14 protein-coding genes are annotated in these 19,483 nt (G+C 47.0%); 10 read left to right on the forward strand and 4 right to left on the reverse strand.

The genetic code is table 11. The annotated features are described in order from the left end of the window. Positions 1-116: 116 nt before the first annotated feature. Genes QFZ48_RS13620 through QFZ48_RS13630 form a run of 3 tightly spaced genes read left to right on the forward strand, consistent with a single transcriptional unit; the run spans position 117 to position 6,143 of the window. Positions 117-1,124, forward strand: a complete 1,008-nt coding sequence (locus QFZ48_RS13620; RefSeq protein ID WP_429062630.1) for a FecR family protein — start codon at positions 117-119, stop codon at positions 1,122-1,124. 26 nt (positions 1,125-1,150) lie between these two features. Further along, a complete protein-coding gene (locus QFZ48_RS13625; protein WP_429062632.1) occupies positions 1,151-4,723 on the forward strand; it encodes a SusC/RagA family TonB-linked outer membrane protein in 3,573 nt (1,190 codons plus the stop codon). Between the two features lie 25 nt (positions 4,724-4,748). Beyond that, positions 4,749-6,143, forward strand: a complete 1,395-nt coding sequence (locus QFZ48_RS13630; protein WP_429062634.1) for a RagB/SusD family nutrient uptake outer membrane protein — start codon at positions 4,749-4,751, stop codon at positions 6,141-6,143. Positions 6,144-6,202: 59 nt separating this feature from the next. On the opposite strand, the gene QFZ48_RS13635 is transcribed toward QFZ48_RS13630, so the two are convergent. Then, complete coding sequence (locus QFZ48_RS13635; protein ID WP_429042143.1) at positions 6,203-6,889, reverse strand: peptidoglycan DD-metalloendopeptidase family protein; 687 nt, start codon at positions 6,887-6,889, stop codon at positions 6,203-6,205. 66 nt (positions 6,890-6,955) lie between these two features. Here QFZ48_RS13635 and QFZ48_RS13640 point away from each other — a divergent pair, with 66 nt between their 5' ends. From QFZ48_RS13640 to QFZ48_RS13650, 3 genes are read left to right on the forward strand one after another with little or no spacing between them, the layout of a single operon-like run. Then, positions 6,956-7,714, forward strand: coding sequence for a prolipoprotein diacylglyceryl transferase (locus QFZ48_RS13640; RefSeq protein WP_429062635.1), 759 nt, complete (start codon positions 6,956-6,958; stop codon positions 7,712-7,714). Then, complete coding sequence (locus QFZ48_RS13645) at positions 7,707-9,116, forward strand: radical SAM protein (RefSeq protein ID WP_429062637.1); 1,410 nt, start codon at positions 7,707-7,709, stop codon at positions 9,114-9,116. The genes QFZ48_RS13640 and QFZ48_RS13645 overlap by 8 nt, the downstream gene beginning before the upstream one ends. Positions 9,117-9,126: 10 nt before the next feature. Further along, a complete protein-coding gene (locus QFZ48_RS13650; RefSeq protein WP_370913385.1) occupies positions 9,127-9,393 on the forward strand; it encodes a hypothetical protein in 267 nt (88 codons plus the stop codon). A gap of 683 nt (positions 9,394-10,076) precedes the next feature. Here QFZ48_RS13650 and leuS read toward each other — a convergent pair. Beyond that, positions 10,077-12,842, reverse strand: a complete 2,766-nt coding sequence (gene leuS / locus QFZ48_RS13655; RefSeq protein ID WP_429062639.1) for a leucine--tRNA ligase — start codon at positions 12,840-12,842, stop codon at positions 10,077-10,079. Between the two features lie 261 nt (positions 12,843-13,103). Between leuS and QFZ48_RS13660 the strand changes: the two genes are divergently transcribed. The 3 genes from QFZ48_RS13660 to QFZ48_RS13670 all read left to right on the forward strand — a co-directional run bounded on the left by QFZ48_RS13660 (position 13,104) and on the right by QFZ48_RS13670 (position 15,164). Then, complete coding sequence (locus QFZ48_RS13660; protein ID WP_429042136.1) at positions 13,104-13,976, forward strand: cell division protein FtsX; 873 nt, start codon at positions 13,104-13,106, stop codon at positions 13,974-13,976. A 36-nt stretch (positions 13,977-14,012) separates the two neighbouring features. Next, positions 14,013-14,288, forward strand: a complete 276-nt coding sequence (locus QFZ48_RS13665; RefSeq protein WP_079473553.1) for a DUF3098 domain-containing protein — start codon at positions 14,013-14,015, stop codon at positions 14,286-14,288. Between the two features lie 75 nt (positions 14,289-14,363). Then, the gene (locus tag QFZ48_RS13670; RefSeq protein ID WP_429042134.1) at positions 14,364-15,164 is read left to right on the forward strand and encodes an undecaprenyl-diphosphate phosphatase; all 801 of its coding nucleotides are present in this window, start codon (positions 14,364-14,366) and stop codon (positions 15,162-15,164) included. Between the two features lie 179 nt (positions 15,165-15,343). Here the strand turns inward: QFZ48_RS13670 and QFZ48_RS13675 are convergent, their stop codons facing one another. Both QFZ48_RS13675 and tsaE read right to left on the reverse strand, forming a co-directional pair. Beyond that, the gene (locus QFZ48_RS13675) at positions 15,344-16,561 is read right to left on the reverse strand and encodes an alanine dehydrogenase (RefSeq protein ID WP_079473555.1); all 1,218 of its coding nucleotides are present in this window, start codon (positions 16,559-16,561) and stop codon (positions 15,344-15,346) included. A gap of 42 nt (positions 16,562-16,603) precedes the next feature. Further along, complete coding sequence (gene tsaE, locus QFZ48_RS13680) at positions 16,604-17,020, reverse strand: tRNA (adenosine(37)-N6)-threonylcarbamoyltransferase complex ATPase subunit type 1 TsaE (protein WP_429065500.1); 417 nt, start codon at positions 17,018-17,020, stop codon at positions 16,604-16,606. A 227-nt stretch (positions 17,021-17,247) separates the two neighbouring features. Between tsaE and QFZ48_RS13685 the strand changes: the two genes are divergently transcribed. Then, complete coding sequence (locus QFZ48_RS13685) at positions 17,248-19,350, forward strand: heavy metal translocating P-type ATPase (protein WP_429042130.1); 2,103 nt, start codon at positions 17,248-17,250, stop codon at positions 19,348-19,350. The last annotated feature ends 133 nt before the right edge of the window (positions 19,351-19,483 follow it).

Genomic DNA, 19,483 nt, shown 5'->3' on the forward strand with positions numbered 1-19,483 from the left:
ATAAAATAATTGAAAAAAAGTGGGGTGTTTTGCGGATTCTTTGTGTTCTGTACTGGAGCAGCAAAGTTCCTTTTTACTTTCCTGTGATGATTTTTGAGGAGCTAATGGATATTTAATTGGAGACCGGTTATCATTTATTTACAAAAGAAGATTTCCTGGAAGATGCGTTCTTCCGGGAATGGGTGAAGCATGCCACACCGGCCGCAACGGCTTTCTGGACGGGCTTCCGGGACAGTGCGCCTCCGAATAGGAAAGCGTTTGAGCAGGCAGTGGTTGCACTGGAAGCTATCCTTAGCCTGCAAAGAATTACGCCGGCAGCAGCCGCAAAAGCCATCGTATGGGAAAGGATACAGCAACAACTGCAGCAACAACAGGTAGTGCCCATTACCCGGAACCGCCGCTGGTACCGGCTGGCAGCAGCAGTGTTACTGCCGCTGCTGATCGTCACCGCCTGGTTCCTGCTTCGTCCGGAGAAAATGAATAAGGTGGTCAGTGCCTATGGTCAACAACTCCGGGTAACATTACCGGATTCTTCTGTAGTCATCTTAAATGCTCATTCGGAGCTGAGTTATTATAACTGGAAAGATGGGAAACGGGAAGTATGGTTACAGGGAGAAGCACTGTTCAACGTTTCCCGCAGGGCCACACCCTCCTTTACAGTGCATGCGGGAAAAGTACAGGTGGAAGTGCTGGGTACCATATTCAACGTGAAGGAAAGAAGGGATAAAGTGGAAGTATTCCTGAAAGAAGGAAAGGTAAAAGTATCAGCTGCAAAAGGTACCGCCTCACTGATCCTGCAACCGGAAGAACAAGCGGATTATGATGCCGGTAAAGGACTGCTGCGGAAAGCTGTTGCTAAAAAAGAAGTAGCGCTGGCATGGACAGAAAGCAAAATGCAGCTACAACAAACCGCTGTAAAAGATATTATCAATACACTGCAGGATACATATGGATTTACTATTATAATAGAAGATACTACTGTGGCCAACCGTACAATAGATGGCGTGTTACCGCTGAATAACGTGAACAATGTATTGTTTGAATTGTCAGCCATACTGAACATGAAAATTGAAAAGAACAATGATACGCTGACCTTTAAGAGCGCCGGTCAGCGCGGCTTTTAAACACATATTATCAAAAACCAAGATCGATGAGGATTTGTATCAAACAAAGCCTGTATGGCTTCCTGTACCTATGCGTGTTGTCACTGGGCAGTTCCCGGGCAATAGCGCAACAACCAGCCGGTAAACGTTCGCCTGTTGTTTCTGTTAAAGAAGCCCTGGATAAGGTAACGGCATTATACGGAACTACCTTTATGTATGAAGGCGTGCTGCTGAAAAACAAAACCACCACGGTAAATGTAGCTGCCATGAAGGGCAGGCCGGTGGAGGATGTACTGAAAAGTATCCTGTATCCCCGTGATTTGTTGTTTTTGTATGTAGATAAAAATCACTACACCATTGTACCCCGTCAAAGAAAAGATATGCAGACCAGTAACCTGGTACAGTCATCACCGGCTGCAAGCGCCGATTCCTTTGAGGAAACAGGAACCCGCACGGTGAATGGAACAGTGAAAGACCAGCGTGGTAGCGTCCTCCCGGGCGTTACCATCCAACTGGAAGGACAAAGAAAATGGACAGTAACCGATAACAATGGCTACTTCCTGATCACCATTCCCGCAGATGCCGGCGTCCTGTTATTTTCTTACTCCGGTATGGAAGCAAAGAAGGTTGCATTGGGAAGAAGTAATACGCTGCAGGTAGTAATGGAAAACAAAGTGCTCAATGAAGTGGTGGTAACAGGTTATCAAACCCTGTCGAAAGAACGCGCCACCGGCGCATTCGCCACTGTAAAAGCTGCTGACCTGGAGAAACGCCGCATTTCCAGTCTCGCGCAGGTACTGGAAGGTACACTTCCCGGCGTAGTAAGTTATAAAGGCGATATCAATGTGAGGGGAACCAGCACCTTTAACGCTACCAGCGCACCGCTGTATGTGATTGATGGTTTCCCGGTAGAAAACATCGCCTACGACGATAACAGGAGACTGAGGGATTATGTGCCGGATATTAACCCGGAAGATATAGAAAACATCACCGTACTGAAAGATGCGGCGGCAGCCTCCATCTACGGCGCCAGGGCGGCTAATGGGGTAATTGTTATCACCACTAAAAAAGCGAAATCCGGCCCGGCACGCATCAGCTTTTCCGGTGATTTTGCCATGACGCCAAAGTACGATCTCTCTTACCTGAAGAGAGCTGACGCCAACGAAATAATAGACCTTACTTACGATTACTTTGATAATGACCCTGCATTTAAAACAACACCGCTCACGGAAGCCGCACGCCTCCGCGCCGGCGCAGGAATAGTAACGCCTGCGCTCGACTACCTGCTACAGGTGGCAGAAGGAAAAATTACCCGTGCAGAAGCAGATGCAAAGCTGAACGAAATGCGTCATCAAAACGTATTCAATCAACAGATCCTGGATCACCTGGTGCGCCCCGCAGCTAATCAGCAATACAACCTGTCGGTATCCAAAGCCTCCGCAGGCAACGCTTTCAGTTTCTCTGCCACTTTCAGAAATGACCAGGGGTACAACAAACAGGATGTAAATAAATCACTGGGATTGAATTTTACCAACACGCTCACCATCAACAAATGGCTCACGGCTACCGCGGGCATATACCTGAATTATGGTGATAATAAACGTACGGGCGCCGATGGAATGTCTGCTACCGGTTTATTTAATAGCATGATGCCCTTTGAATCCATTTATGATGCACAGGGAAATGCATTGCCGTTAAGGAACACCCAAACTGCAGATGACAAGGCTATTTATGACAAATATGGTCTCTATTCTATCGATAGAATTCCGGAACAGGAAATGAACAAAAACCTGCTCTATACCCGTTCCATTAAAACCCGGGCCTATGGTAAACTAAACGCAAAGATTACTTCGTGGCTCAACTATGATATCATGTTCCAGTATGAAAAGAACAGTGGCAAAACGGAGCAGCTAATGGATGTTACTTCCTATTACATGCGCGATAAACTCAACACATTTTCCGCATTGGATACAAGGGGAAATACTACCTATAAATTACCGGTGGGAAACGCATTCCGCAACACGGGCGATTATTTGCGGGCTTATACATTCCGTAACCAGTTAAACTTCAGCAAAACATTTAATGAACGTCACGAAATAATAGCGATTGCCGGTTCTGAAACCAGGGAAGTGAAGAACAACCGCGACTTCAGTGGCATGTTCGGGTATGATCCGCTCACGCTGAGCTACATGCCGGTTAATGCACTGGAGCTCAGTAACCGCTTCATTGGCCTCAATGGAAGACCAGCATCTTTAAGCCCTTCTGAACTGGCGTATTTGAATGAAGTAACCAACCGTTATTTTTCTTTCTATGGAAATGCAGCCTATACCTATAACGACAAATACATGGTGAATGGTAGCGTAAGGTATGATTTGTCGAACCTGTTTGGAACCAATCCTACCTACCAGTACCGCCCTTTATGGTCTGTTGGCGCCAGCTGGATTATGAGCCGGGAACAGTTTATGGAAGGTATCTCCTGGCTGGATATCCTCAAGCTGAGGGCATCTTACGGAATTAATGGCAACGTGGCAAGGAACGCCGGTCCTTTTATGGTGGCATCGTATGGCATCAATACTATGACAGGCAACACCACCGGCTCTATTAATAATCCGCCGAACCCTAACCTGCGTTGGGAAAAAACTGCTACCACAAATGTGGGTATTGATTTCAGCGTATTGAAAAGCAGGCTGTCCGGATCAGTAGATGTATATAATAAGAAAAGTAATGACCTTCTGAGTACCGTGACCATTAACCCCGCGCTGGGCTTTGCCACTGCTTATGTGAACAACGGCGCTATGCAGAACAGGGGAGTGGAACTGATGCTCAAGGGACTGATCGTCCGCCGTCGTAGCTTCGACTGGGATGTTACCATAAATTCATCTTTCAATAAAAACAAAGTTACCAGGGTAGACTATAAGCCCAGAACGGCCAGTGAACTGGTGCCGAATGCAAACGGATACTATGTGCAGGGCGATCCGTACAGAAGTCTTTACAGCTACGCATATGGCGGCTTAAACAGCATCGGTGAACCACAGATCTACAACCAAAAGAATGAGCTGACGGATAAGCTGATCACTACGCCGGATGCAGTGCGTTACAGTGGTACCTATGTACCTGTTTACAGCGGTGCGTTAATCAATAATTTCCGGTATAGAAGTTTCCAGTTCTCTTTCCTGTTTGTATATAACGCAGGGCATGTAATGAGAATGAATGTGCCTTATATCAATGGCAGGTTCCCGAACGCAGTGATGCCGGCAGGCAATACCAATGCGTGGAAGAAACCGGGTGATGAACTGATCACCAATGAGCCGCGTATTACATGGGACTATGATAAAAATGGCAACAATTACAGGAACAGTTATTATATCTATGGCGATCAGACAATCGTAAGTGCTGCTTACATCAAGGCGAGAAATCTCTCCGTGAGTTATTCCCTTCCGAAAAGCTGGTTACACCGGTTGAAAATTGCAGATGCCAGGATCCGTTTACAGGCCGATAACCTGTTCTACATTGGGTTCAACGGAGAAGATATTGATCCGGAAGCGACCGGCTACAATGGTTCAGGGCTTACGCTGCCCATCATGCCAACCTATAATGTTGGATTTAATATTTCACTTTAATTCATGAGGTTGTAAAGATTTGTATATGAAAAGGATCATTCATTTTATATTATGCGGATTGGTGATTACCGGAACGATCAGTTGTAAGAAGTACCTGGAGATTGTGCCGAAGGGACAAAAGATCCCGCAGAGTTTTGAAGATTACAAAGCATTGGTGGAAAATGCCAAAGCGCATTCTTTCGATTACGATAATCAGAACCAGGTAGCCAATGATTTCTATTTAATCGCCAACGGGCAGGCTACGCTTAATTTAACCAGTATTAATTTCAACTGGCAGGAAACCCAGGACCGGTTGCAATATACTTCTGATGATGCAGGGTATAATGGTGCCTACACCGGCATCTTTATTTATAATGTGCTGGTGAATAATGTACAGAACGCCACTACCGGTACCCAGGCGGATAAAGACCGTTTAATAGCGCAGGCGAGGGTAGGCAGAAGTATGTTGTACTTCTACCTGATCACCAGCTATGCTAAAATGTATGATCCGGCCACTGCCGCCACGGATCCGGGCGTATTCCTGAATACATCGGATAATATGGAAGCATCCATGAAACAGGTATCGGTAAAAGAGATGTATGAATTTATCCTGAAAGATCTGAATGCGGCGATGCCTTATTTGCCTGTACGTCCGGACAATCCTTACTTCTCAGGTAAAGGCGCGGGGTACGCATTGCTGTCGAGGATACATTTATTTATGAAAGACTATGCCTCCGCCGCTTCCTTTGCGGAGGAAGCCTTAAAACAGAACAGCGAACTGTTTGACTATGTGAATTATTATAACGAGAATAAAGTATTGGCAGATGGTACGAGCCCTTCTATCAATATCCCGAAGTATGAATTCAGGAACCCGGAGAATTATAACTTTCACTACGGCAGCTCTTATATGCAGGTACAGGGCATGTATATTTCTATGCTGCGGGAATCCGATTCAGCGCAGTATGATAAAGGAGACGCCCGGTTTAAAGTTAATTTCACAAAGCGGGCCCTTGGTTTGGAAACCATCTGGACCTACCGCAGAAGGGATGATGTAAATGCCGCAGGGCTTCGCACGCCGGAAATGTACTATGTAAAGGCTGAATGCCTGGCCCGTGCCGGGAAAATTGCAGAAGCCATGAACGTACTAAATACCGTGCGCCGTAAACGGATCCTGCCGGAGTTTTATGCAGATGTAACTGCCACTGACCTGGCTGGCGCCATTGCGCTGATCCGCAGGGAGCTGAAGTGTGAATACAGGGGCACCGGGCTGGTATATCTTGATTTGCGCAGGTTTAACAACGATCCGCAATTCAGGGCCACCATCACGAAGCAGGAAGGTGATAAAACCTATTCCATTACGCCTGATTCCCATTTATGGATTATGCCGTTTTCGCTGAATGCGATGGCGTATGGCGAAGGGCTGATACAGAATTCAAAGTAAGATATTAAAACCAACCATTACCATCAGGTTGCCGGTATATTGCCGGCAGCCTTTTTTATTTAATGGGTGTACTGGTTGAGCTGGAGGATTATATCGGGGTCGGGGCAGTTTTGTAGGTATTTCTCTTTTTCGCTGTAGCGGCATACGCCGGGATAATCGCCGCGGAAACCCTGCATATCTTCAATTACCTGGAAATGCAGATGTGGCGGCCATCCGCCGTTTTCGGCAGGTGTGCCGAAATGGGCCAGCGCCTGACCGGCAGTGATGGGCATATTTTCATACAACCCCTGCAGGTTGGAAATGCTGAGATGACCGTACAGCGTGTAAAAGGTATATCCGTCCAGCTGGTGCTGCAAAATGATGGTGGCGCCATAATCACCGAAATGATCATTAAAACGGAAGCTATGTACATGCGCATTCATAGGGGCATACAGCCGGGTGCCCGTTTCTCCCCATACGTCGATGCCAAGGTGCAGCCGGCGTGGTTCTTCCCCGGCGTCAAAATGAGGACTTACCGCATAAATAGTACGATGCTCTGCATAGCCGCCAATTCCCAGCCGGCAGCCACTTTGTTCCAGCGTATTGTCGATATACCGGCTGAAGCGGTTAATGTCCTGCAGTATGTTTTTGGTGAGGGTCGTGTTATTGGCGGTGAAATCCATTACCAGCAGGGGCTCATGATCTCCCAGAAGCGGAATAACCGGCTTAAAGGTGGACTGATATTTCTTTAATACCTCCTGTAACATATTTTGTAGTGCTTGACTTTCGTCTAAATATAAATATTAATTTGTGTATTAAATAATGCTGGTCCTTTGCAGTTCCCCGTTTATATCAATTTGTTTTCCTTACATTTTCCGCTGCACGCAGTAATGGAAACCCTGGGTATGTTTATTGGCTTCCGGTATTTTTTATACCTGCGGAAGCAGCAGGGCGACCGGATAGAAAGCAGTAACCGTCTCTGGGCCATTATAGGCGCCATTTTCGGCGCTTTGTTCGGCAGCCGGCTGTTAGGGGCGCTGGAGAACCCGCCGGGGCTGTATCATGCCCATAACCTGCTGTTTTATATCTATCAGAATAAAACCATCGTGGGAGGACTGCTGGGAGGTCTTGCCGGAGTAGAACTGATCAAGAAGGTGATCGGCGAAAAAGATTCTACCGGCGACCTGTTTGTTTATCCGCTGATACTGGCCATGATCATAGGCCGTATAGGTTGTTTTACGATGGGTATTTATGAAGAAACCTATGGGCTGCCCACTTCATTGCCCTGGGGCATGGATCTGGGCGATGGCATTCCCCGGCACCCGGTATCTCTCTATGAAATTGTTTTTTTAATATTATTATGGCAAATGTTAGCCGGCATCAGCCGCCGCTATTCCCTGGCAAACGGCGCACGGTTTAAACTTTTCATGATTGCCTACCTGCTGTTCCGTTTCGGGCTGGATTTTATCAAACCAGGATATCGCTTCGCTTTCGGGCTGGGATCTATACAGCTGGCCTGTTTGGCCGGGTTACTCTATTATTCACCGGTGATTATTTTTCCGTCACGACTAACACAAAAACAATATGCCTGAAAAAAATTACACCTACTACGATTTTACACTCAGCATCTGCAGTACCTGTTTGCGCCGTGTAGACGCGAAGGTGATATTTGAAGATGAAAAGGTTTTCATGATCAAGCATTGCCCGCATCATGGAAAAGAAAAGGTGTTAATCGCTACCGACATCGACTATTACAAAAATACCCGCAACTATAACAAACCATCTGAAGCGCCGCTTAAAACCAATACCAGCACACACTATGGCTGTCCTTATGATTGCGGCCTCTGTAAAGATCATGAGCAGCATTCCTGCCTGAGCGTCATTGAAGTAACAGACCGCTGCAATCTTACCTGCCCCACGTGTTACGCCATGTCGTCACCGCACTATGGCCGGCACCGTACCCTGGAAGAAATAGAGCAGATGCTGGATATCATCGTGGAAAACGAAGGTCAGCCCGATGTAGTGCAACTCAGCGGGGGAGAACCTACTATCCATCCGCAGTTCTTCGAAATACTGGATATCGCCAAAACAAAGCCGATCCGGCATCTCATGATCAACACCAATGGTGTGCGCATTGCAAAAGATAAAGAATTCACCGCACGCCTTGCTACCTACATGCCGGATTTTGAGGTATATCTTCAGTTCGACAGCTTTAAGCCGGAAGCGCTGGAACGTATGCGGGGAAAGGATCTGACCGATGTGAGAAAACAGGCGCTGGAAAATCTTAATGAAGTAAATCTAAGTACTACCTTAGTAGTAACCCTGCAACGCGGCGTGAATGAAGAAGAAATGGGCGCTATCATCGACTATGCCCTGAAACAACCCTGCGTTCGCGGTGTTACGTTTCAGCCGGTACAGGTGGCCGGCCGCACCGATGGCTTCGATCCCGCTACGGATCGTATTACCCTTACAGAAGTGCGGCAACGTATCCTGGAGCAATCACCCATCTGGAACGATCACGACATTATTCCCGTTCCCTGCAACCCGGACGCTTTAGCAATGGCCTATGCCCTCAAAATAGAAGGACAGGTATACCCGCTCACCCGCTACGTGGATCCTGCTGTGCTGCTGAATAATTCAAAAAACACCATCGTGTATGAACAGGACGAAAGACTGCATCAGCACATCCTGAAAATATTCAGTACCGGCATCTCCACCGATGCTGCGGTAAATGATATGCAGTCGCTGCTTTGCTGCCTGCCACAGGTACAGGCTCCCGGTCTCGACTATACGAACCTGTTCCGCATTGTGATCATGCGCTTCCTCGATGCTTATGATTTTGATGTGCGCGCCATTAAAAAATCGTGCGTGCATATTGTGCATAAAGATGGCCGCATTATCCCATTTGAAACCATGAACCTTTTTTACCGTGATGATAAAGAAGCCTATTTAAAACAACTCCAGGAAGAACGGACCTTTATTCCTATTGTTTAAATAATTGTATATGAATAAATTTTTCAAAGATGTACTCTTGTTTACCCTGATACCACTGGGCATTTTCCTGCTGATGTGCGTAGCCGGCGATGAAGGGATCATTGCTGCGGGACTGATAGCAATGTTTTTGGTAGGGGGTTATTTTATAATCGGACTGATACTGATCATTGCTAATAAGAACCACATAGGGAAAGTATTATTATTATCGTCGGGGATTATTTTGCTGGTGGGGTTGTCCACGTGTGGGATTATTTTAAGCGGGTTGAGTATACGGTAAGGAGGTTGTCTTGGACGCTGATTACGCTGATTTTACTGATTAATTTTTGGGATTTTTGGAGATGAGTGCATTGGCCGGATTTTAATTCAGTAGCTGATATTCTCTATTGAAAATTGATTTAAATTTGGCTTTTCATTGAATTTTTGGAAAATTCCGTGAAATTCAGCAGCTCTTACCAACAGTATTCCTTAAATAATTAAAAAAGTTGAGCGGCATTTAATAAGCTATTGCTATTAAATGCCGCTCACACTATATCGGGTATACATTTCATTAATAAGGAAGTGCCGCGTCTAAACACCCTGCACTTTTTCGTCTGTAACGCCCTGTGATAAACGATCTTAGATTCAAGTCCACGTCACTTCCACATCACCTCCGGGTCATCTGCATGTATTAAGCATATGCTAAGTATGAACGAAGTATTTCCCGGTCAATCTTTAAGTAATCTTTATTCATCCCCAACTCCTCCATCAATCTCCCAAAATCACAAAAAGATTAATCAGTAAAATCAGCGTAATCAGCGTCCAAGACGACCTCCGCTCTTATCTTCCCAAATCCCAAAAAGCTAATCAATAAAATCAGCGTAATCAGCGTCCAAGACGACCTCCGCTCCGATCTCCGCAAATCACAAAAGGTCTAATCCATTAAATCAGCGTAATCCTGAGAAAGACAACCTCCGCGCGGCATTATATCACCACATTGATCATCTTCCCTTTTACGATAATCACTTTTTTAGGCGCCTTCCCTTCCAGCCATTTCTGCACTACTTCGCTGGCCAGTACTTCTTTTTCGATGTCAGGAATAGCGGCGTCCAGTGAGAAGCCCATTTCAGAGCGGGTTTTACCGTTGATCGCAATAGGGTAATTGAAAGCGCTTTCTTTTGTGTATTGTTCTTCATACACCGGGTAAAGTGCATTCAGAATGCTTTCATTATTGCCTATATACTGCCACAGTTCTTCACACAGGTGAGGTGCATAGGGGGTGAGCAGGATCAGCAATGGTTCCAGGATGCTGCGTTTGTGACAACGCAGGGTAGCGAGTTCATTTACGCAGATCATAAACTGGCTTACAGCTGTATTGTAGGAGAAGCTGGATGTATCGTGATCTATTTTCTGGATCGTTTTATGCAATATTTTCAGTTCTTCCGGCGTAGCTGGTTGTTCATTTACCAGGATGCCTTTTTGCTCATCGGCAAACAGGCGCCACAGTTTTTTCAGGAAGCGGTGTACGCCTTCAATACCTTTGGTATCCCAGGGTTTGGATTGCTCTACTGGTCCCAGGAACATTTCGTACATACGGAAAGTATCAGCGCCGTATTTTTCCACCAATTGGTTTGGATTAACGGTGTTGTACTTGCTTTTGCTCATTTTCTCTACTTCCGCTCCACAGATGTACTGTCCGTCTTCGAGAATGAAGGTGGCAGCATGATAATCAGGTTTCCATTTACTGAAGGCTTCTGTATCTAATATTACTCCATCAACGAAACTCACATCTACATGAAGTCTGTCGGTTTGATAATTGTCTTTTAAGCCTGCAGAAACAAATTCATTTGTTCCATGAATACGATATACGAAGCGGGATGAGCCCTGAATCATCCCCTGGTTAATCAGCGATTTAAACGGCTCATCAAAACCGATATGTCCCAGGTCGTACAGCACTTTCGTCCACATGCGGGAGTAGAGCAGGTGTCCTACGGCATGTTCGGTGCCGCCTACATACACATCTACCTGGTTCCAGTAATCGGTGGCTTTACGGTCTGCAAAGGTGGTGTTATTATGTGGATCCATATAGCGCAGGAAATACCAGCTGCTGCCGGCATAGCCGGGCATGGTGTTGGTTTCGCGCTTTACGCCGGGGGCTACGTTCACCCAATCGGTGATGTTGGCCAGCGGGCCTTCACCTTCTTCACCGGGTTTATAGTTTTCCACATGCGGTAATTCCAGCGGCAGGTCTTTTTCGTCCATCGCGTAAGGAATACCGTTTTTATAAATGATCGGGAAAGGCTCGCCCCAGTAGCGCTGACGACTAAAGCCGGCGTCACGCATTTTATAATTGATCTGGCGTTTACCGATACCCAGTTCTTCCAGTTTGGTGATCACCACATCCATAGCAGGTTTCATGTCCATGCCATTGAGGAAGCCGCTGTTTTGCAGTTTGGCTTCTTTGGTTGGATTGGCTTCCTGCCCGTTGAAGGCGTCGCCAATGATGTTGGTGATAGGGATATTGAAATGTTTGGCAAAGCCAAAGTCGCGTTGATCGCCGCAGGGGACCGCCATAATGGCGCCGGTACCATAGCCGGCCAGTACGTATTCCGCAATCCACACCGGTATTTCGCGGCCATCAAACGGGTTGATGGCGTAGGCGCCGGTAAAGCAGCCGGTAATTTGTTTTACATCGGCCATGCGCTCCCGCTCGGAGCGGCTTTGCACGTATTCGAGGTACTTATCAATTTCAGCTTGCTGATCCGGGGTGGTGATCCGGGATACCAGCTCATGTTCAGGCGCTATCACCATGAAGTCCACGCCGAAGATGGTATCGGGGCGGGTGGTATATACCTCCACATGTTCGGTGGAGTTTTTCAGGGCGAACTTAATTTCGGCTCCCTGGCTTTTGCCGATCCAGTTGCGCTGCATTTCTTTCATGGCATCGCTGAAGGATACTGTTTCCAGTCCTTCCAGGAGACGGTTAGCGTATTCGGTGATACGCAGGAACCACTGGCTCATCTTCTTCTTTACTACAGGGTAACCGCCGCGTTCACTTACGCCGTTCACTACTTCGTCGTTGGCGAGTACGGTGCCCAGTGCTGCGCACCAGTTAACTTCCGCATGCGCCAGGTAGGCGAGGCGATACTGCATCAATATGTTGCGCTGTTCCGGCTCACTATAGCTTTTCCAGTTGGCCGCCGTGAATTGTATACTCCGGTCGCCGGGGCAGATATGACCGGCGTTACCTTCTTTCTCAAAAATAGCTACCAGGGAAGTGATGGGTTCTGCTTTCTTTGTGCTGCGGTTGTACCAGCTTTCAAAGATCTGCAGGAAAATCCACTGCGTCCATTTATAGTAGGAGGGATCGCTGGTAGTTACCTGGCGGTCCCAGTCGTAGCAAAAGCCGATGTTATCCAGTTGTTCACGGAAAGCCTTGATATTCTGTTCGGTGGTTACTGCGGGATGCTGACCTGTTTCGAGGGCATATTGTTCTGTTGGCAAGCCGAATGCATCGTACCCCATGGCATGGAGTACATTAAAGCCTTTTAGTCTTTTATAGCGGGAGTAGATGTCCGTTGCAATGTATCCCAGCGGGTGGCCTACGTGTAAACCAGCCCCGGAAGGATAGGGGAACATGTCCAGTACATAACATTTGGGCTTTGGACTGTTATTGCTCACACGGTAAGCATGCGATTGCTCCCATTGTTGCTGCCATTTTTTTTCGATTGCCCTGAAATTGTATTCCATATCTGTTGTAGATGAACCTTAATTGTCCGGATATAAACAATACGTCCGGTCATTAAGGCGTTATCAGTTATAATTTAAAAAGTTGCTATAATGCCTGTTCAGCAAAATAATGTTAAATTCATTAATACTCCAATGTCATTCCCCAACATCTCTATATATTGCCATTCTATTGGCCGGAAAGGGTCTATTACCTGACCGGGTTGGCAAAATTAAACACATAACTACTAATTTTTATTATTTTCGCCGATAAACTGCAGATTAATGGCGCAATCCGGGAAATCATCAGCAAAGAAGTCGAAACCATCCTACCTGTACTCCATCATTGGTGTAGCACTGGTATTGTTTTTACTGGGCACATTGGGTCTGGTGGTAATACATGCTAACAAGCTGAGTGTGTATTTTAAGGAAAGCATAGAAATACAGGTCATCCTCCGGGATAACGTGAAAGAAGCACAGGCCACGGCCCTGCGCGATTCAATGGCACACAGGCCATATATTAAGTCAATTGAATATGTGTCGAAAGATATGGCGGCACAGCGGTTCAAAAAGGATTTCGGGGAGGACTTTATCACCCTTCTGCAATATAACCCGCTGTACAGCAGCATTAACATAAAGGCAAACGCCAATTATGTAAACAATGATAGTTTGAAGATCATTGAAAATAACCTGTCACAGCAAAGCATCGTAAGGGAAATATCCTATCAACGTATGCTGGTGAGCAAACTGAACGAAAACGTTAACAGGATTGGATTAATTATCCTGATCATCAGCGGATTATTATGCCTGGTGGTGATTTTCCTGATCGACAATACCATTCGTTTGGCCATGTTCAGCAACCGGTTCCTGATCAAAACCATGCAAATGGTGGGAGCTACCCGCTGGTTTATTGCCAAGCCCTTTGACCTTCGCAGCATTGCCAATGGCGCTATCGCCGCGGTAATCGCCATCGCAGGCCTGATCGGTATTATGTCAGTATCCGATAAATTATTGCCGGAACTGGCAGGATTGCGTGATAACCTGATGATAGCGTTCCTCTTTATAGGCATGATCCTCATCGGGATCAGTATTTCCCTGGTGAGCACACACCGCTCCGTAATGAAATACCTGCGCCTGAAACTGGACGATCTGTATTAACTTTAAATCTTTAACGAAGATATAATACCAAACACTATGGCTAAAACAGCTTTAAATAAGGAGGCAGAAAACACATTAGCCGACAGCCGCCCTATTTTCCCAAAAGAAAACTACAAATTTATGCTGGCTGGTATTGTGGTGATTATCCTGGGCTTCCTCTTCATGATGGGAGGAGATTCCAGCGATCCCAACAGCTTCAAACCGGAACAGGTATATAGCTTCCGCAGAATCACCCTGGCGCCTATCGTTATTGTACTGGGCCTGGTGATAGAAGTATATGCTATTATGCACCGTCCGAAACCAAAGGCATAATTGCTTCTATAAAAGTATTTTAACAGCGATGATCCCTCATCGCTTTTTTTTTAACTTTTAACCATATTAAATTCGATGAATGTTTTTCAGGCTATCATTATTGCCATCGTGGAAGGCCTAACGGAGTTTCTGCCGGTTTCCTCCACCGGGCATATGATCATTGTGAGCGCGCTGCTGGGTATTGGTAAAGACGAATTTACCAAGTTATTCGAAGTAGTGATCCAGCTGGGAGCGATCCTGGCAGTGGTGGTATTTTATTGGAGAAAGTTCCTGGTATTTGATAAAAACCGGTTTAGCTTTTACCTGAAACTGGCCGTCGCCGTAATTCCGGCGCTGATCCTCGGTTTCCTCTTCAGCGACAAGATCGATGCCATGCTGGAAAGCCCGCTAACAGTAGGAATTACGCTGCTGGTAGGTGGTATCATCCTCCTGTTTGTAGACGACTATTTTAAAGAACCCACTATTACCACAGAAGAAAAAATAGACGTTTTTACCGCTTTACGCATAGGTTTTTACCAGTGCCTGGCGCTTATTCCCGGCACCAGCCGCAGTGCCGCCTCTATCATCGGTGGTATGCAGCAAAAGCTGTCCCGCAGTGTAGCAGCCGAATTCTCTTTTTTCCTGGCAGTACCTACCATGGCAGCAGCCACCGGCTACAAACTGCTGAAAGGACGGGAGTTGTTAACCGCGCATCCCGAAAACCTGAAGCTCCTGCTAATCGGCAACATCGTGGCCTTTGTAGTAGCCCTGGGCGCCATCAAATTCTTTATAGGGGCGGTAAAAAAGTACGGATTTAAAATGTGGGGATACTATCGCATCGTGGTGGGCATTATCATCATAGCGGCCATATTGATGGGCTACCAACTCGAAGTGTAGAGCGGATGTTGTCTTTCTCGCTGATTACGCTGATTATACTGATTTTTTGATTAATAATAATTAAGGGAGATAAGAGCGAATATCCGCTTTTATCTCCCTTAATCCTTTATAAAATCCAAAAGTAAAAATCAAAAAAATCAGTATAATCAGCGTAATCAGCGAGAAAGACAAAATCCGCTCTATCCTTTTACCGCCAGCAATAACTCCAAATCGGTGTATTTAAGCTTGAACTTTTCGCTCAGGTGGTAGTTCGTTAATGCGCCTTTATAAAGATAGATGCCGTTACGTACACCGCGTTTAATCCATACAAGGTTTTCGAATCCGCCGTCGTCGGCAGCTTCCACGAGTAAGGGCATCAGCACATTGCTGATGGCCTCAGAGGCGGTGCGGGCAAAACCGGATGGAATATTGGGTACGCAGTAATGTACCACATCGTACTTTTTAAATACCGGGTTTTCGTGTGTAGTGATTTCCGAGGTTTCAAAACAGCCGCCCCGGTCGATGCTCACATCCACAATAACGGAACCCGCTTTCATGTTGCTCACCATCGATTCGCTGACAACAATCGGCGTCCGCCCGCTTTGTGACGACAATGCGCCTACTGCTACATCGGCATTGCGCAGCTGCTCTGCCAGCACTTTAGGCTGGATAACGGAGGTGAATACACGTACCCCGATATTGTTCTGCAGCCTTTTCAGCTTATAAATGTTATTATCAAATACTTTTACGGAAGATCCCAATGCGAGTGCCGTACGGGCTGCAAACTCACCCACGATACCAGCGCCTATGATCACTACTTTCGTAGGAGGAATGCCGGTAATACCTCCCAGGAGGATACCTTTTCCTTTGTTGTCGTTGCTCAGGTACTGTCCCGCAATCAGCATACAGGCGCCCCCGGCAATTTCGCTCATGGCCCTTACAATAGGGTAGGTGCCTGCATCGTCTTTCAGGTTCTCAAAAGATAACAGCGTAATACGCTTATCCATCATTTTTTCTACCTGTGGCGCTTTCAGGGCAGCCAGGTGGATGGGAGAAATAACGATCTGGTGCGGGTGCAGCAGCTCTATCTCTTCATCGTTCAGCGGTGCGGATTTTACAATGATCTCTGCTTTAAAGACCTCCTTTTTGTCGTATACAATTTCCGCCCCGGCTTCCGAATAGTCGGTGTCATAATAATGCGACCCGTCGCCGGCTTTATGCTCTACCACTATGTGATGTCCGTGTGCCGCTAGAATGCTGACTGCATCGGGCGTAAGGGCAATCCGGTTTTCCTGGAAAGATGTTTCTTTCGGGATACCTATAAACAAACGGGAATTTTTCTGCGGAATATCCAACGTTTCTTCCAGCGGTGAATAGGTAAACCCAGCACTTACTACAGGTTTTTGCCTCTGCTCCATATGCGTGTTCAGTTTTTTTAAATCGAAGTATCCAAAGATACATCATTTGAGAGATGAAGCGATTTCGCGCAGGACCCTTTTTTGATCCGGTTGTACCTCCAGCTGGAGGTGAATGGTATCCGGTGGTAGCATATGCGCTATTATTTCCGGCCACTCCACAAAACAAATGGCATCCTGGTAAAGTGTGTCTTCCACGCCGGCGCTGATGGCGTCGTCTTCATCCCGGAGCCGGTACAGGTCCAGGTGGAAAATGCGGCGGGGTGTTCCCGCTGCGTCGGTGTAGGCATATTCATTTATGATTGAAAACGTAGGGCTGGCAGTAGCATCCTGCACGCCTTTGGCGGCGCATAAAGCCTTTACCAGGGTAGTTTTCCCGGCCCCCATCGGGCCTTTAAGGGTGAAAAACCTGTTTACCGGTGAAATGATCCCAGAACTGCCGGGCTGTTTCCGGCAGTTGATCCAGCGTAAATGTCCATTGCATCCCCAAAAATAAGGAGAAAGCGGAAAGCAAAAGCGATTGTCACCAGATTTTGCAAAAGTTGCAGCACTGCGTCAAAAATCGGGTAAGGCCCTTGTCCGGCCTGTTTCGGGCTACCCGTACGGCACTTCTGCCGCTTCGTTGCATTAATATTTTACCTGCCTATTTCATCCGCTGCTAACTTTGTATGCAGGAGGAAAGATGTCAGATGACAGCCATTAATTGCAAGGTGGAAGGAATGCATTGCACCAGTTGTGCACTCGGCGTTTCCAAATACCTGGAGAAAAAGGGAATGCAGGACGTTAACGTCAGCTTTGCCACGGAAGAAGTTAGTTTCAACGCACCGGAAGGCGCCAACTCAACGGAAATACTCAACGGTATTACCCAAATGGGATATCGCGTAGTGTTGCCGGAAGACAAACCCGCAGAAAAGAAAATATATACCACCCTTACATTCAAATTTGTTTTTTGTCTCATATTTACGTTGCCCCTGCTCCTGCATATGTGGGTCAGCTGGTCGTGGTTACACCATCCCTGGGTACAGTTCTGGCTTACGCTGCCAGTATACCTCGTGGGAATGTGGCACTTCGGCCGTAGCGCGATGCGTTCCGTCATCAACCGCATGGCCAATATGGACGTGCTGGTATCGATCGGCGCCACCGCAGCCTTCGCATACAGTTTTGTAGGAACCGTTGTGTACGGCAACCCCGATTATATGTTCTACGAAACTACGGCAGCCATTATCACCCTGGTATTCCTGGGAAATATGCTGGAGGAAAGGTCCGTGAAACAAACCACTTCCGCGATTGCCGAACTGGCACGCATGCAGGTCACTACAGCCCGGCTTATTAACACCGATCACGGCCACGAACATATCCATGAAGTGGATAACCGTACCCTGCGTACGGGCGACTGCGTACTGGTGAATACAGGTGATAAAATACCCATGGACGGTACCATCTACTGGGGCAGCGGCCATGCCAACGAAGCCATGATCACCGGCGAAAGCGCGCCTGTCAGCAAAAAAGAAAAGGACAAAGTAATTGGCGGTACCATACTGGAAGACGGCAGCATCAAAGTATATATCACGGCCACCGGTAAAGACACCGTGTTGTCCTATATCATAGAACTGGTAAAACAGGCGCAGTCGGACAAACCGCCGATGCAGAAACTGGCCGACCGCATCAGCGCCATATTTGTGCCACTGGTACTCGGCATAGCCCTGGTTACCTTCCTTGGATGGTATTTTATAGGGCATACCACGCTGGCCACTGCCATGATGCGCAGTGTAGCCGTATTGGTTATTTCCTGCCCCTGCGCTATGGGCCTGGCCACACCCGCCGCCGTGATGGTAGGACTGGGACGCGCCGCACGCAACGGTATCCTGATCAAAGGAGGTCACACCCTGGAAATGTTTAAGGATATCAGGCAGGTAGTATTTGATAAAACAGGTACCCTCACCACCGGTAAATTACAATTGGGCGAATACCGCTTTTTTGATATGCCGGAAGAAGATTTTAAACAGATAGTATACAGCCTGGAAAAATATTCTTCCCATCCCATTGCCCGCTCTATTGCTTCGCTCTGGAAATCTGCCGGAGAAGTGCCGCTGCAGCAGGTCCGCGAACACAAGGGTCTTGGCATGCGTGCCAGCGATAAAGCAGGTAACCAGTGGCAGTTAGGCTCTTTCCGCATGACAAATGGTATTACAGAAGATGACAGCCATAACCTGTATCTCCTGAAAAACGGCCTGCTGGCAGGATGGATCGATTTTACAGATGAAATAAGACCAGAAGCCGCACAGGTAATTATACAACTGCAGCAATCCGGTATCAAATCCATCTTACTAAGTGGCGACACTACCCGCAAGTGCCGGGAACTCGCCGCCAAACTGGGTATTACGGAAGTGTACGCGGAGCAGTCGCCCGAACAAAAATTACAAAAGATAGATGCCCTCATGAAAACCGCCCCCACCGCTATGGTGGGCGACGGTATCAATGATGCGCCTGCACTGGCTAAAGCTACCATCGGTATCTCTCTCAGCGATGCCACCCAGGTAGCCATGCAAAGCGCTAACGTAGTATTGCTCAATAACAACCTAGGCTCGCTGCCACTGGCGCTGGGACTGGGAAAACATACCTATCTCACCATCAAACAGAATCTTTTCTGGGCATTCATCTATAACGTAGTGGCGATACCGGTAGCCGCCCTCGGATTCCTCAATCCCATCGTAGGCGCCGGCATAATGGGCCTCTCCGATGTGGTGCTGGCAGTAAACTCTATACGCCTGCGCTACAAAAACGTGATCTAAGCGAATGTTGTCTTACTCACTGATTACGCTGATTATACTGATTACTTTGATTTTACTTTTTGGATTTTTAATGATTTGTGAAGATATAAGCGGGTATACCATTCGCTTATATCTTCGCAAATCCTTTAAAATC

This window comes from Chitinophaga sp. W2I13 (assembly GCF_050434005.1).
Classification (GTDB): Bacteria; Bacteroidota; Bacteroidia; order Chitinophagales; family Chitinophagaceae; genus Chitinophaga.